This window comes from Sphingopyxis sp. MC1, from assembly GCF_000371385.1.
Lineage (GTDB): Bacteria > Pseudomonadota > Alphaproteobacteria > Sphingomonadales > Sphingomonadaceae > Sphingopyxis > Sphingopyxis terrae.
This window is the reverse complement of sequence record NZ_AOUN01000004.1, coordinates 90,632-104,259: the sequence shown is the minus strand read 5'-3', so window position 1 is coordinate 104,259 and position 13,628 is coordinate 90,632. Positions and strand designations below refer to the sequence as shown.

Sequence of the window (13,628 nt, the reverse complement as noted above, 5' to 3'; positions counted from 1 at the left end):
TGCCTTTGCCGCGCGCCGCGATATTTTCCGGCCTATCGCGACGCCCAATAATCGAACGCGATCTGTTGCTGTTCGCGGATGAAACGCGTCGCGGCGGCGCCTTCCCACGGGCCGTCGTAGCCGAGCAACAGCGCAGTGCCGCCGACCCACCAGCCTTGACCGGGCAGCCGGTCGCTCTCACGCACCACAAGCACGGCGAGATCGGGTTCGCCATCGAGTGCGCACAGCCGGTCGACCTCGCCCAGCGTCTTGCATAGCGCGCGCATCTTGGGCCGCGTGAAGCGGAAACCCAGGTCGCCGAGTATTTCGGAATAGCTGACGCTGCGTCCGTCGCGCGCCGCGGCGGTCAGGATCGCGCGAATGCGCGGAGCATCGCCCAGCGCGCCGGCATCGGCGGCGGCCGCTTCGCCGCCTAGCCCCTGGTCTTTGGCGGCCATGGGAAAAAGCCCGAGGTGCGCTGGACATAGTCGGCATAGCCGGGACGCGTCTTGTGCAGTCCCTTTTCCAGCAGCGCCTTGCCCGACCAGCGCGTCAGGGTGAAGGTCAGGAAGATGGGACCGATGACGCTCGCGACGGCGGCCCACAGCCCGATGTCGGCAGCGATCAGCCAGATGCCCCACCAGGTCAGCGCATCGCCGAAATAATTGGGGTGCCGCGTATACCGCCACAGGCCGGTGTCGAGCACCTTGCCCTTGTTCGCCGGATTCTTGCGAAAGGCATCGAGCTGCGCGTCGCCGATGCTTTCGAACGCGATACCGGTGAGCGCCGCGGCGACGCCCGCCCAGCCGATGACGCCCAGCGCCGGCACCGGATCGGCCACGCTGGCCCAAATGCCGATCTGCGCGGGGAGGCAGGTGAGGAACAGGAGCGGCGCCTGCGTCAGAAAGACGGTGAGGAGCGCCGTCTGCGCCCAGCTCCAGCCGCGGCGTTCCATCGTCCGCGCCATGATCCGTGTGTAGCGTGGGTCTTCGCCATGCGCGCGCCAGCGCACGAAGAGATGGATCGACAGGCGCAGCCCCCACAGGGCCGTGAGCGCGAGGATCGCCGCCGCGTGCACGCCTTCGATACCGACCTGCGCCGCGCTTGCGAGTGCCAGCAGCACCATGCCAAAAGCCCAGAAGGCATCGATGAACGACACGTCGCGGATCACCACCGCGATACCCCAGAGGATGAGGATCGCCGCTATCAGTGCCGCGAAATTGATCGCCAGAAGCGTCACTATGTCGGTCATCGGCCCGGTGCCTCCTCGCCCTGTGCCTCCACGCCCTGCACCTCCTCGTCGCAGCCGACGATGTCGTCGATCGACCGGACGGCGCGTTCGGGTATTTTCGGAATACAGCTTTTATAGACGTCGAACACCTTCATCATATCGGCCCGGAAATCGCCCGTCGGCCAGATCAGCGGCCCCAGGCCGCCGGTCTTGGTGCCATAATCCATCAGGCCGACGACCATCGGCACCTTCGCGGCGAGCGCAATCTGGTAAAAGCCGGTACGCCATTTCTTCGCCTTGCCCCGCGTCCCTTCGGGCGCGACGGTCAGCATGAACTCGCGCCGCCGCGCAAATTCCTGCACCATCTGCTGCACGACATTGCTGCTGTTCCGGCGATCGACGGCAATCCCGCCCATCTGGCGCATGAAGCCGCCGAGCGGCCATTTGAACAGCGACAGCTTGCCCATGAAATGGGCGCGCACGCCTAGGTCGGCGGTCAGTCCGAGATAGTTGACGAAATCCCAGTTGCTGGTGTGCGGCGCGGCGATGATGATGAAGCGGCGCGGTTCGGGCACCTCGCCCACCGCGGTCCAGCCGCGCAGCCGGTACAGCAACAGCAGCAGGCGGCGCACCGCGCGCGCGACCGGCCCGGGCTGATCGTCTTCGATCGGCGTCACGTCACTCTCCCCATCCTTAGGGTCCTGACCCTAGCGCGACTTGCGCGAAAGCGGCGCCGCGCGCAAGCGGCTTGCGGCGCGCGGCGCTTTCTGCTCCTTTCGCGGCCTGTTCAGGGGAGGCCAACCAATGAAGATCATGTCCGCCTTGCTGTCGTCGGCGCTGCTCGTCGCCGCGCCCGCCACCGCGCAGCAGACGGCGCCGCGCGCGGACCAGCTCGCCTTTCGCGATCTTTACAAGGAACTGGTCGAAACCGACACCACGCTGTCGGCGGGGAGCTGCACGCTCGCCGCCGAACGCATGGCGGCGCGCCTCAAGACGGCGGGCTTCGGCGACGATCAACTGACGCTGTTCGCGGACCCCGATCATCCGAAGGAGGGCGGCCTTGTCGCCGTCTATCCCGGCACATCGAAGACCGCCAAGCCGATCCTGCTCATCGCGCACATCGACGTCGTCGAGGCGAAACGTGCCGACTGGCAACGCGACCCGTTCAAGATGGTCGAGGAAAACGGCTATTTCTATGGCCGCGGAACGCTCGACGACAAGGCGCAGGCGGCGATCTGGACCGACACGCTGATCCGCTTCCGCAAGGAAGGGTACAAGCCCAAGCGCACCGTCAAGCTGGCGCTGACCTGCGGCGAGGAAACCAACGGCGCCTTCAACGGCGCCGAATGGCTGGCGGCGAACAAGCGCGACCTGATCGACGCCGAATTCGCGCTTAACGAAGGCGGTGGCGGCGACAGCGACGGCAAGGGCCATGTGATCGGCCAGTCGGTGCAGGTCGGCGAAAAGACCTTCGCCAATTTCCGCCTCGAAACCCGAAACGCGGGCGGCCACAGCTCGGTGCCGGTGCGCGACAATGCGATCTATCAGCTCGCGCGGGCGCTGACGCGGATCGACGAATATGAATTTCCGGTCGAAATGACCGACACGACACGGCGCTTCTTCAGCGAAGCGGGCGCCGCGCGCGGGGACGAAATGGGCAAGGCGATGGCCGCGCTGGCCGCCGATCCCGCCGACAAGGCGGCAGAGGCGATCGTCAACAAGGATCGGTTCCTCCACGGCAATATCCGCACGACCTGCGTCGCGACCCTGCTCGACGGCGGGCACGCCCCCAATGCGCTGCCGCAGCGGGCGGGCGCCAATATCAACTGCCGCATCTTCCCCGGTCATCCGATCGAGGAGATCAAGGCCGAGCTGGAAAAGGTGATCGGCGACCCCGGCGTCACCGTGACGCAGCTCCCGCCAAAGCGCCCCGCGCCGCCGGCACCGCCGCTCGACCCCAAGGTGATCGGCCCGATGGAAAGGCTCGTCGCGCGCTATTGGCCGGGGCTGAAGGTCATCCCGTCGATGGCGAACGGCTATACCGATGCGACCTTCCTCGGCGCAGTGGGCATCCCGACCTATGGCATTCCCGGCATATGGGGCGACCCCGACGGCAACGGCGTCCACGGCCTCAACGAACGGGTCGAAGTGAAGGCGGTCTATGTCGGCCGCGACTTCATGTACGATCTGGTCAAGGCCTATGCCGACAAGCTGTAGGATCGATCCTCCCAAGCCCTTTGCGTTGACGCGCTAGGATTGCTATCGCGCCGCGACAATGGCCAGCACCACCGACGACCTTCCGCCTCCTGAACCCGGCAATATCGACACCCCCTTCGGCAGCGCGCTGTCGGAGCGCTATCTGGTGTATGCGCTGTCGACGATCACGGCGCGGTCGCTGCCTGACCTGCGCGACGGGCTGAAGCCCGTGCATCGCCGCCTCTTGTGGGCGATGCGCGCGATGCGGCTCGATCCGTCGCAGGGCTACAAGAAGTCGGCGCGCGTCGTCGGCGACGTCATCGGTAAATTCCACCCGCACGGCGACACCGCGGTCTATGACGCGATGGTCCGGCTCGCGCAGGATTTCTCGCTGCGCTATCCGCTGGTCGACGGGCAGGGCAATTTCGGCAACATCGACGGCGATAACGCCGCCGCCTATCGCTATACCGAGGCGCGGCTGACGCGCGTCGCGATCGACCTGATGCAGGGGCTCGACGAAGGCACGGTCGATTTCCGTCCGACCTATAATGGCGAAGACGAAGAGCCGGAGATCATGCCCGGCCTGTTCCCCAACCTGCTTGCCAATGGCGCGAGCGGTATTGCGGTGGGCATGGCGACCAACATCCCGCCGCACAACGCCGCCGAGGTGATCGACGCCGCGCTGGTGCTGCTCGACAATCCCAGGGCCGAGCTTGCCGAGTTGCTGACGCATGTGCGCGGCCCCGATTTCCCGACCGGCGGCGTCATCGTCGACAGCGCGGAGACGATTGCCCACGCCTATGAAACCGGACGCGGCAGTTTTCGCGTCCGTGCGCGCTTTTCGACCGGCAAGCAGGACGGTGCGTGGGAGGAGACGGGGATCGAGAAGCAGGCGGGCGGCACGTGGCAGCTCGTCATCAGCGAGATTCCCTATGGCGTTTCCAAGGGCAAGCTGATCGAAGCGATCGCGCAGCTGATCGCCGACAAGAAGCTGCCGATCCTCGAGGATGTCCGCGACGAAAGCGCCGAGGATATCCGCATCGTGCTGGTGCCCAAGAGCCGCAATGTCGATCCCGACATCCTGAAGGAAAGCCTCTACCGGCTGACCGAGCTCGAAAGCCGCTTCGCGCTCAACCTCAACGTCCTCGATGCGACGCGCACGCCCAAGGTGATGGGGCTGCACCAATTGCTCACCGAATGGTTGCAGCATCAGATCATCGTCCTTGTTCGCCGCGCGGAGCATCGCATCGGCAAGATCGACGATCGGCTGGAACTGGTCGGCGGCTATCTCATCGCCTTCCTGAACCTCGACCGGGTGATCGAGATCATCCGCACAGAGGACGAGCCGAAGGCGGTGATGATGGCCGAATTCGAGCTGACCGACCGCCAGGCCGAGGCGATCCTCAACATGCGCCTGCGCAGCTTGCGCAAGCTCGAGGAAATGGAGCTGAAGCGCGAGCAGGCCGACCTGATCGCCGAGCGCGAGGAGCTGGCGAAGCTCGTCGCGAGCAAGGATCGCCAGAAGACGCGGCTGCGCAAGGATCTGGAAAAGCTGAAGGCCGTCTATGGCCTCGACACGCCGCTCGGCGCGCGGCGCACCGCGATCGCCGAAGCCGCGCCGGCGCGCGACATTCCGCTCGACGCGATGATCGAGAAGGAACCGGTGACGGTGATCCTGTCGAAGCGCGGGTGGATTCGCGCCCAGCGCGGCCATGTCGCGGCGGATCAATGGGGCGAGTTCAAGTTCAAGGAAGGCGACGAACTCGCCTTTGCGGCGCATGCCCAGACGACCGACAAGCTGCTCGTCGCCGCGAGCGACGGGCGCTTCTATACCGTAGGCGCCGACAAGCTGCCCGGCGGCCGCGGCTTCGGCGAGCCGCTGCGCCTGATGGTCGACATCGACCCCGACGCGCGCATCGTCGCGCTGATCCCGGCGAGCGCCGACGGCCGGCTGCTGCTCGCTTCGTCGAGCGGGCACGGCTTCGTCGCGCAGATGGCCGATGTGATCGCCGAAACGCGCAAGGGCCGCAATGTCGTCAATCTGAAGCCCAAGGCGCACTTGTCGGTCGTCCGCACGATCGCGGCGAACCATGACAGCGTCGCGGTGATCGGCGAGAACCGCAAACTTGTCGTCTTCCCGATCGCCGAAGTGCCGGTGATGGCGCGCGGTCAGGGCGTGATGCTGCAGAAATATCGCGATGGCGGCCTGTCCGACGCGACGAGCTTCGTCTTTGCCGAAGGGTTGAGCTGGACGATGGGCGGCGAGACAGGGCGCGTGCGCACCGAAACCGACCTCGGGCCGTGGCGCGTCGCGCGCAGTGCGTCGGGGCGGATGCCGCCAACCGGTTTCCCGCGTAACAATCGCTTCGACTGATCGCAATTTACGTTGCCGTAAATAGCTTCTTTACCTCCGGTCACTTAGGCATCGACCAATGGGGAAAGGTCGCATCAAACCCTTTGTTATGCCAATAGATAGAACCGGTGAAGACCGGCCATCCTTGTTTGTCGGCTGGATCGACGCCTTACCGGTCCCCGCCGCGCTTGTGCGGCCGCTGGCGCGCGGCAATTTTCGCCTGCACGCCAGCAATGCCGCGTTCGACCGGCTCGACCTGTCGCCGGCGGGTGTCGAGGCGCCGATCGAATTGCGCCGCGCGATCGAAAAGGCCGCGCAGCATATCGGCGGCGTCCACGAATTTTCCTGCCGCCTGGGCGAAGGCCCGGCGGCGCGCGACCTGCGCGGATCGATCGGCCCGCTATCGGACGAAAGCGGCGACGATTCGCTGTTCCTGCTGACCCTGATCGACCGGACGCAGGAAATGATGACCGAGCGCAATCTGCGCCGCGAACTCGTTTCCGACAGCCTGACCGGCCTGCCCAATCGCGCCGGGTTCGAGGAACTGGTCGAACAGCGCAGTACCGAGCAGGAAGCGGGCGATCATGCCATCCTGCTGCTCGACCTCGCGCGGTTCAGCCGCATCAACGAACATATCGGTCCGCTGGCCGGAGACGAGCTGATCATTACCGTGGCGCGGCGCCTGAAATCGAGCCTGCGCAGCGGCGACATATTGGCGCGCACCGGCGGCGACGAATTCGCGATTTCGACGCGCATCGCGGGCGGCAAGGCCGACGTCCGCGAAATGGCGCGCCGCATCCGTGGCTGCTTCGACCACCCCTTCCGCATCGGCGAGCTGAAGGTCAGCGTCGATTGCGCGCTCGGGTGCGCGATTCAATCCGCGCCCGACACCGATGTCGCCGACCAGATCCGCCACGCGCAGATCGCACTCAAGCGGGCGAAGCAGACCGACCGCATCGAAATCTACGAACCCGAGGCGGCGCTGCTCGCCGACAATCGCTTCGGGCTCGAAACCGAATTGCGCAACGCGATCGAGGAAGACCGCCTGCACCTCGACTTCCAGCCGCTCGTCGAACTGTCGACCGGCAAGGTTGCGGGCTTCGAGGCGCTGGCGCGCTGGAACAACAGCGCCGGCCGCGCGGTGTCGCCCACCGAATTCATCCCCGTTGCCGAGGATTCGGGACTGATCGTCCCGCTCGGCCAATGGGCGATCGCCAAGGCGGCCGAAACGCTCGCCGCGTGGGACCGCGAGAATGATGCCCCGGTCGACTGCTATATCTCGGTCAATGTCTCGGCGATCCAGCTCGTTCGTGACGATGTCGCGGCGGTGGTCCGCGAGGCGCTGGCGCGGCACGGCATCGGCGGCGACCGGCTGATGATCGAACTCACCGAAAGCGCGATCATCGGCGATCCCGACCTTGCGCTGTCGGTGCTGAGCGAACTCAAGGCGGTCGAGGCCCGGGTCGCGATGGACGATTTCGGTACCGGCTATTCGAACCTCGCCTATCTCCAGCGCCTGCCGCTTGACGTCCTCAAGATCGATCGCAGCTTCGTCGACCATATGGTCGAGGACCGCGACAAGGCGGCCATCGTCCGCACGATCCAGAGCCTTGCCGAAGTGCTGGGCATGCGCACCACGGCCGAGGGTGTGGAAACCGCCGACCAGGCGCGGCTGCTCTCGGCGCTCGGCTGCGATTTCGGTCAGGGTTATCTGTTCGCGCGGCCGATGGATGCCCGCGCGGCGATCGCCTATTGGCGTCAGTCGCTGCTCCGCCCGATCATCTGATCGACCAGTTCCGCGACGCGCGCGGCGTCCGGATAATCCTCCGCCACCCATTGCGCCTCGACGCCTTGCAGGATGCGCGCAACCTCCGGGCCCGCCGCGATGCCGCGTGCAACGATGTCGCCGCCGCGCACCGGAAGCTGCGGCACGGTCCAGCCGTCGAGCGCCGCGGCCGCCGCCGCTGCATCGCTCTCATTCCCGCCGAGCAGCCGCGCGTCGCGCGCCGCCTCGATCCCGATGGCATGGGCAAGCTGGCGCACCGGCCGCGCGTCGTGTCGATACGCGCTGATCGCCGACAGATGCTTGCGCTGCCGCGTCGACAGGCGCAGTCGGCTCGCGACCTGATCCGCGATACCGGCGTCGGCGGGCAACAGCGCGGCGAGTCGGCGCAGCGCCGCGGGCGCCGCCGCGGTCGCGCTTTCATTGGCGAGCAAGCGGTCGAGCGCTGCGGCGAACGTCGGATCGAGTTCGGGCAGGATCACCGCGAAGATGCCGTCGGCCGCCATCTGGCCGACGATTGCGCGCGGGTCGGGCAGCGACAATATCTTGGTCAGCTCGTCGGCGATGCGCTCGCGCGACAGGCTCTTGAGCGATTGGCGCGCGGCAGTCACCGCGGCGTGGCTGACGGGTTCGAGGTCGCCGTCCCCGAAGCGCGCGGCAAAACGGTAGAAGCGCAGGATACGCAGATAATCTTCGGCGATCCGGGTCGCCGCATCGCCGATGAAGCGGACGCAGCCCGCCTGCAGGTCGGCAAGCCCGCCGAACCAGTCGTCGACCGCGCCGGTCAGCGGATCGGCGTAGAGCGCGTTGATCGTGAAGTCGCGCCGCGCCGCATCCTCGCGCCAGTCGTCGGCAAAGGCGATCGTGGCGCGGCGGCCGTCGGTTTCGACATCGCGGCGCAGCGTCGTGATCTCGTGATGATCGCCGCTCGCGATCGCGGTCACCGTGCCGTGCGCGATGCCGGTCGGAATGACCTTGATATCGGCCGCCTCGAGCCGCCGCGTCACCTCTTGCGGCAGCAGCGGGGTTGCGAGGTCGATGTCGGTGACGGGCAGGCCGAGCAGCGTATCGCGCACCGCCCCGCCGACGATCTTCACCGCATCGGCGCCGAGCGCCGCGACGATCCGGCGCAATCCGGCGCGGCCGCGCCACGCGGCGTCGGGCAGCATCGTTACCCCCATCTCAGCGATGCCAGCCGGGCGGCAGCCGCCGCGCCAGATTGATGATGATATCCGCCGTCACGCCCCAGATCCGCCGTCCCTGCCAATGCATGTCATAATAGCGGCGCACCTGCCCTTGCCAATGCGCCTGCTGGCGTTCGTAATTGGCGGGATCGAACAGGATGTCGAGCGGCACTTCGAACCAGTCCTCGACCTCGTCGGGATTGGGATCGAGCGGTAGGTCGGGCGGGATGACGCCGAGGACCGGGGTGATGTGATAGCCGCTGCCCGAACGATAGGCGTCGGTCGTCCCGGCGACCGCCACGTCGCGGCGGTGCAGGCCGATTTCCTCTTCGGCTTCGCGCAGCGCCGCATCGACCGCATCGGCGTCGCCGGGATCGATCTTGCCGCCCGGAAAGGCGACCTGTCCCGCATGGCTGCGCAGCCATTGCGGCCGCTGGGTCAGGATGACGCCGGGGTCGGGCCGGTCGGTGAAGGCGATCAGCACCGCCGCGTCGCGCAGCGAATCGCCGCGATGGAGCAGATAGCCCTCATCTTCGCCATGATCGGGAAGCAGATTGTCGAGTGCATCGCGCAGCTTTGCCGAGAGCATCAGCGGTCCACCAGCGGAAAGCAGGCGCCGTTCGACCAGATGGCGGGCGGATCGCCGCCTTCGGCCAGCGCCATCTCGACAATCTCGTAATAGAGCGCGCGGTCGATGCGCGCCTCCAGCCCGTTGCCGATCGCGCCGCGCACATGGAGCCGCGGGTCGGGGCGGTCGGGATCGCGCCCGAAGGACAGCGGATGATCGGCGCCCGCCATGACCAGATCGTCGGTGTCGAGACGAAACAGCAGCGTGCGCGCCGCGCCGTCGCCCTCGCTTTTCATCTCGACGGCGCGGAAGGCGGTATCCTCGACCGCAATCGCCAGTTTTTCGGCCGGGGTGACCAAGACATGGCCGCCATCGGGTTCGCGGCGCAGGATCGTCGAAAACAGCTTCACCATCGCCGGGCGGTTGATCCGGCCGCCTTCATGATACCAGCTGCCGTCGGCGCGGATTTCCATCGCGCTGTCGCCCGTGCGCGCCGGATGCCAGCTTTCGACCGGCGGCAGTTTGCGCGCCGCGAGCAATTCGGCGGCCTCGGCCGGCGAAAGCTGCGCGAAGGATTTGGGAAGCGAGGGCGCGGGGCTGACCATCAAACCGACATAGGAAGGTGGGTGGGCAAGTAAAGGGAGCAGTCGCGTGCGGGGTGCTGCGCTGCCGCGATAATGGCATTCCCGAACCGCTTACCGCGGGCGATTCATCACCCAGCTGAACGCCATCGCGTTGAAGATGGTGTAGAGGCCATAAAGCAGCATCGCGGTGAACCAGTTGCGCGTCGCGATCGCCATGGCCCCGACAAGGAGCAGGAATTCGAACACATAAGTGATGTGTGGACCCACCTTGTCGGCGAGCGGCCGGACCATCTGCTGCACCAGCGGATCGTCGCTTTCCATGAAGGCGCGGTGCATTGCGAAATTGCCCACCCCGGCGCAGAAAATGGCGATGATCGCGATCCACATGCGCATCAAATGGGGCCTAATGGGTGGAAATGCCAGCGGCTTTGCGGTTAAGAGCGGCGGCACGGCTCTACGCCCGATCGGAAAACCGGTCCCGGGGACAATTACCCGGGGCATCCCCACAAGAAGGATCCCGTTCGATGAGACAGTTCGCGCCGCTGCCGGTTGCCATTCTCCTGACCGCTGTCGGCGCGCCGCCGGCGCATGCCGCCGTTGCCGGTCCGGCGCTGCCCGCCGCGACCGTGCCGGCGGTCATGGCGGCGATGGAGGTGCGGCCCTTGCCCTTGCCCGATCCGGTGCGCGCGATGATTGGCGCCGCGATCGACAGCGGCGAGCGCAAGGATGTGGAAACCGTGGTGGCGCTCGCCAAGGCGACCAATCCGCGATCGCTCGATGAAATCGACGCGATCCTCTCCGCCTGGCGCGCGCGAACCAAGCGGGAGCCCGAGCGTGATCCGGTCCTCCAGATGCTGGCCGCCGCCATGGCGAGCAAGAAGGACGGCGATGTAGAAGCGGTGGGGGCGCTTGCCAAAAAGACCAGCCCCGCACAGGTCGCCGACATCGATGCGCTGCTGGTCGATTATCGCGCCAAGCGCGCGGCCGAGAAGCAGGCGGCGGCCGATGCGGCGCGGGCGCGGCTGGCGAGCGCGAAATTCTGGCAGCATTGGAAGGGCGAGGGGCAGATCGGTGCCTCGCACAGCTCGGGCAATTCGAAATCGACCGGGCTCAGCGCCGGCATCGCGCTGGCGCGCAAGGGGCTGGACTGGGATCAGCGCTTCCGCGTTCAGGCCGATTATCAGCGCACCAATGGCAAGACGACGATCGAGAAATATCTTGCCGAATATGAACCGCAAATCCGCATGGGCAACCGTGCCTTTGCCTTTGGCCTGGGCCGGTGGGAGCGCGACCGGATGCAGGGGTTCGATGCGCGTTGGAGCGCGTCGGGCGGGCTTGGCTACAAGCTGATCGACGGCAAGACGATGACGCTCAACCTGAAGGCCGGGCCGGCGTGGCGGCAGACCGAACTGGTTGCGGGCGGGCATGAGAGCGAGCTCACCGGGCTCGCGGGGCTCGATTTCGGGTGGCAGATGTCGCCGAACCTGCGGCTGACGCAGGTCGCCTCGACGATCGTCGGCGATCGCACGACCACGACCAGTTCGCTGACCGCGCTCAATGCCAAGCTTTCGGGTGCGCTGTCGGCGCGGGTCTCCTATTCGGCCGACATCGACACCCATCCGCCGGCGGGGGTCAAGACCGTCGATACGCTGACCCGCTTCACGCTGGTCTACGGCTTTTAATCGAAGATTTCGGCACCGCCGATCTCGCGGCCCGCTTCGAGCAGGCCGACGCCGGGGACGTGGTTGAATTCGATGCGGATACCGTCGGGGTCTTCAAAGAGGATCGAATAATAGCCCGGCGCCCAGGGCTCCTCCTGCGGGCCGTGGACGAAGACGATGTCGTTGCGATCCTTCAAAAAGGCATAAAGGCGGTCGACCGCGTCCCGATCGCGCATCCGGAAACAGGCATGATGCAGCCCCGGCGCGCCCTGATCGAAGCGTTTCCCGGCATTTTCCGGGCTGCCGGTCCGTATGCCGATCGCGGTGCGGCCGCCGACGCCGTACAGCATCGCGTCGCTGTCGAGCACCACCTTGAGCTCGAGATAGGCGATGAGGTCGCGCCAGAAAGCCGTCGACCGCGCGAAATCGCCGGCGGTCAGGATCACATGGGCGACCCCGTTGAGATCGCCGGTCACTTGATCGCCGCGAGGGTGTAGAGAAATTCGGCGAAGCCCATCGTCGCATCGACCATGCCCGCGACCTTGGGATTGGTCGAATCGATCAGATAATATTCGTTCGGCGCGTGCGCGCCCGACCCGTGACCGATGCCGAAATGGGCGGCGGGGATCGACACGGGCGGCGCGGTGAAGGTCGCGCCCGGCCAGCTTCCCGCCAGACGCGCGTTGATGTTCGCCTTGACGCCCAGCGCCTTGTAGGTGGCAAGCTCGGTACGGACGAGGCGGCTGTCCTCGGCGACTTCGGTCGGATCATAGCCGCCCGACACATTCATCTCGACGTCGGAGAAGCCATGCTTGTCGAGGTGGGCGCGCAGCTTCTTTTCGGCCTCGGCGCGCGTCTGGTTGGGGACGAGGCGGAGGTCGAGCTTCGCGACCGCGCGGCCGGGCAGGATCGTCTTGCCGCCGGGACCGGTGTAGCCCGCGACCAACCCTTCGATATTGACCGTCGGTTCCTGCGCGAGGCGGATCAGCGCATCGTCATATTTGAGGTTGTCGATCCAGACGTTGACGCCGAGCGCCTGCTTTTCGGCCGCCTCGTCGGCGCCCTTTGCGGCTTCTCGGATCAGCATCTTTTCGCGCTCGGTAAGCGGGCGGACATTTTCGAACCAGCCCTCGATCGCCGGCGTATTGCCGTCGGGCGTGACCAGCGTCTGGAGCGCCTGCACCAACCGCCACGCTGGCGAATCGAGCATCGCCTTCAGGCTGGAATGAACGTCGCCCTTGGGGCCGCGGCCCCATTTTTCACCGCTGGCGATCAGTTCAAGTTCGATGATACCCTTCGACCCCAGATTGACATCGACCGCGCCGGTCTTGTCCTGCGAGGCGAAGGGGATGAAAATGCCGTCGCATTTCTTGAGCGCGGCGAGCACATTCGGTTTGGTCGCGACCTGGCGGAAATGCGGCGAGCCGATCTCCTCCTCGCCCTCGCAGATCAGGACGATGTTGACGGGCAATTTCGCCTTCGCAGCGCGAATCGCGTGAAGCGCCGCTAGGAAGGTCGCCTCGGGCCCCTTCTGGTTCACCGCGCCGCGCCCGACGATCGACAGGCCAAAGCCCGGCTTGTCGACCATCTTGCCTTCGAGCGGCGGCGACGACCATTCGGCGGGGTCGAACTGCTTCACATCGTACATGAAATAGATGCCGAGCGTGCGCGGCGCCCCGACATCGATGGTGCCGAACACCCCGGGCTGGCCGTCGGTAGGAACGATCTCGACATTCGAAAACCCCGCGTCCCTCGCAAGTTCGGCCATATAGGCGGCGCCTTCGGCCATGTTGCGATTTTCCGCCGCGATAGAGGGCAGGGCGATCCAGTCGCGCAGCCGCTTGACCGACGCCTCCTTGCCCGCCTCGGCCGCCTTGCGGATCGCCGCCATCGGGCCGCTTGCAGCCAGCGTCGGCAGCGGCCGCATCATCATCGCACCTGCGCCCAGCATCGCGGTGCCGCGCAGCAATGCGCGGCGGTTCAGCTTGTCGACGTTACCGAAATCCATTCTGCATCCCCTAGCTGCCCCGTATGGGAAGCAATGTGCCGCATCGGCCGTGAAACGCAAGGCTGTGTCGGTGGCTTACCG

The 13,628-nt window shown here is 66.3% G+C and carries 13 protein-coding genes; 4 read left to right on the top strand and 9 right to left on the bottom strand.

Annotated features, from left to right (window positions below):
• Positions 1 to 32: 32 nt before the first annotated feature.
• The 3 genes from EBMC1_RS07270 to EBMC1_RS07260 are packed head-to-tail and all read right to left on the bottom strand — an operon-like array spanning position 33 to position 1,887.
• The gene (locus EBMC1_RS07270; protein ID WP_003042865.1) at positions 33 to 437 is read right to left on the bottom strand and encodes a hypothetical protein; all 405 of its coding nucleotides are present in this window, start codon (positions 435 to 437) and stop codon (positions 33 to 35) included.
• Positions 413 to 1,231, bottom strand: coding sequence for a DUF1295 domain-containing protein (locus EBMC1_RS07265; protein ID WP_003042862.1), 819 nt, complete (start codon positions 1,229 to 1,231; stop codon positions 413 to 415). Before EBMC1_RS07265 ends, EBMC1_RS07270 begins: the two co-directional genes overlap by 25 nt.
• Complete coding sequence (locus EBMC1_RS07260) at positions 1,228 to 1,887, bottom strand: lysophospholipid acyltransferase family protein (protein WP_003042859.1); 660 nt, start codon at positions 1,885 to 1,887, stop codon at positions 1,228 to 1,230. The genes EBMC1_RS07265 and EBMC1_RS07260 overlap by 4 nt, the downstream gene beginning before the upstream one ends.
• Before the next feature lie 127 nt (positions 1,888 to 2,014).
• Between EBMC1_RS07260 and EBMC1_RS07255 the strand changes: the two genes are divergently transcribed.
• From EBMC1_RS07255 to EBMC1_RS07245, 3 genes are all read left to right on the top strand, one after another.
• Positions 2,015 to 3,427, top strand: a complete 1,413-nt coding sequence (locus tag EBMC1_RS07255; protein ID WP_003042857.1) for a M20/M25/M40 family metallo-hydrolase — start codon at positions 2,015 to 2,017, stop codon at positions 3,425 to 3,427.
• Between the two features lie 58 nt (positions 3,428 to 3,485).
• A complete protein-coding gene (gene parC / locus EBMC1_RS07250) occupies positions 3,486 to 5,780 on the top strand; it encodes a DNA topoisomerase IV subunit A (protein ID WP_003042853.1) in 2,295 nt (764 codons plus the stop codon).
• 124 nt (positions 5,781 to 5,904) lie between these two features.
• Entirely contained in the window at positions 5,905 to 7,545 is a 1,641-nt protein-coding gene (locus EBMC1_RS07245; protein WP_003042851.1) for a putative bifunctional diguanylate cyclase/phosphodiesterase, read from the top strand.
• On the opposite strand, the gene EBMC1_RS07240 is transcribed toward EBMC1_RS07245, so the two are convergent.
• The 4 genes from EBMC1_RS07240 to EBMC1_RS07225 form a co-directional block, all read right to left on the bottom strand.
• Positions 7,518 to 8,711 (bottom strand): CCA tRNA nucleotidyltransferase, encoded by a 1,194-nt coding sequence (locus EBMC1_RS07240; RefSeq protein ID WP_003042849.1) that lies wholly within the window; start codon positions 8,709 to 8,711, stop codon positions 7,518 to 7,520. The two genes, EBMC1_RS07245 and EBMC1_RS07240, sit on opposite strands and share 28 nt — an antisense overlap.
• A 13-nt stretch (positions 8,712 to 8,724) precedes the next feature.
• Entirely contained in the window at positions 8,725 to 9,315 is a 591-nt protein-coding gene (locus EBMC1_RS07235; protein WP_003042847.1) for a CoA pyrophosphatase, read from the bottom strand.
• On the bottom strand, positions 9,315 to 9,899 hold the full coding sequence (locus tag EBMC1_RS07230) for a DUF1285 domain-containing protein (protein ID WP_003042845.1): 585 nt from the start codon (positions 9,897 to 9,899) through the stop codon (positions 9,315 to 9,317). Before EBMC1_RS07230 ends, EBMC1_RS07235 begins: the two co-directional genes overlap by 1 nt.
• A 90-nt stretch (positions 9,900 to 9,989) precedes the next feature.
• The gene (locus tag EBMC1_RS07225) at positions 9,990 to 10,271 is read right to left on the bottom strand and encodes a hypothetical protein (RefSeq protein WP_003042843.1); all 282 of its coding nucleotides are present in this window, start codon (positions 10,269 to 10,271) and stop codon (positions 9,990 to 9,992) included.
• A 131-nt stretch (positions 10,272 to 10,402) separates the two neighbouring features.
• Between EBMC1_RS07225 and EBMC1_RS07220 the strand changes: the two genes are divergently transcribed.
• On the top strand, positions 10,403 to 11,560 hold the full coding sequence (locus tag EBMC1_RS07220) for a DUF481 domain-containing protein (protein WP_003042840.1): 1,158 nt from the start codon (positions 10,403 to 10,405) through the stop codon (positions 11,558 to 11,560).
• On the opposite strand, the gene EBMC1_RS07215 is transcribed toward EBMC1_RS07220, so the two are convergent.
• Both EBMC1_RS07215 and EBMC1_RS07210 read right to left on the bottom strand, forming a co-directional pair.
• Positions 11,557 to 12,015 carry a VOC family protein gene (locus tag EBMC1_RS07215; RefSeq protein ID WP_003042837.1) on the bottom strand — a complete coding sequence of 153 codons (459 nt, stop codon included), beginning with the start codon at positions 12,013 to 12,015 and terminating at the stop codon, positions 11,557 to 11,559. The genes EBMC1_RS07220 and EBMC1_RS07215 overlap by 4 nt on opposite strands.
• Positions 12,012 to 13,547, bottom strand: coding sequence for a M20/M25/M40 family metallo-hydrolase (locus EBMC1_RS07210; protein ID WP_003042833.1), 1,536 nt, complete (start codon positions 13,545 to 13,547; stop codon positions 12,012 to 12,014). Before EBMC1_RS07210 ends, EBMC1_RS07215 begins: the two co-directional genes overlap by 4 nt.
• Positions 13,548 to 13,628: the final 81 nt, after the last annotated feature.

What these genes read in the sequence shown, in the direction of transcription:
- EBMC1_RS07270 (WP_003042865.1), bottom strand. Translation starts at nt 437, where the DNA reads ATGGCCGCCAAAGACCAGGGGCTAGGCGGCGAAGCGGCCGCCGCCGAT.
- EBMC1_RS07265 (WP_003042862.1), bottom strand. Translation starts at nt 1,231, where the DNA reads ATGACCGACATAGTGACGCTTCTGGCGATCAATTTCGCGGCACTGATA.
- EBMC1_RS07255 (WP_003042857.1), top strand. Translation starts at nt 2,015, where the DNA reads ATGAAGATCATGTCCGCCTTGCTGTCGTCGGCGCTGCTCGTCGCCGCG.
- parC (WP_003042853.1), top strand. Translation starts at nt 3,486, where the DNA reads ATGGCCAGCACCACCGACGACCTTCCGCCTCCTGAACCCGGCAATATC.
- EBMC1_RS07240 (WP_003042849.1), bottom strand. Translation starts at nt 8,711, where the DNA reads ATGCTGCCCGACGCCGCGTGGCGCGGCCGCGCCGGATTGCGCCGGATC.
- EBMC1_RS07235 (WP_003042847.1), bottom strand. Translation starts at nt 9,315, where the DNA reads ATGCTCTCGGCAAAGCTGCGCGATGCACTCGACAATCTGCTTCCCGAT.
- EBMC1_RS07230 (WP_003042845.1), bottom strand. Translation starts at nt 9,899, where the DNA reads ATGGTCAGCCCCGCGCCCTCGCTTCCCAAATCCTTCGCGCAGCTTTCG.
- EBMC1_RS07225 (WP_003042843.1), bottom strand. Translation starts at nt 10,271, where the DNA reads ATGCGCATGTGGATCGCGATCATCGCCATTTTCTGCGCCGGGGTGGGC.
- EBMC1_RS07220 (WP_003042840.1), top strand. Translation starts at nt 10,403, where the DNA reads ATGAGACAGTTCGCGCCGCTGCCGGTTGCCATTCTCCTGACCGCTGTC.
- EBMC1_RS07210 (WP_003042833.1), bottom strand. Translation starts at nt 13,547, where the DNA reads ATGGATTTCGGTAACGTCGACAAGCTGAACCGCCGCGCATTGCTGCGC.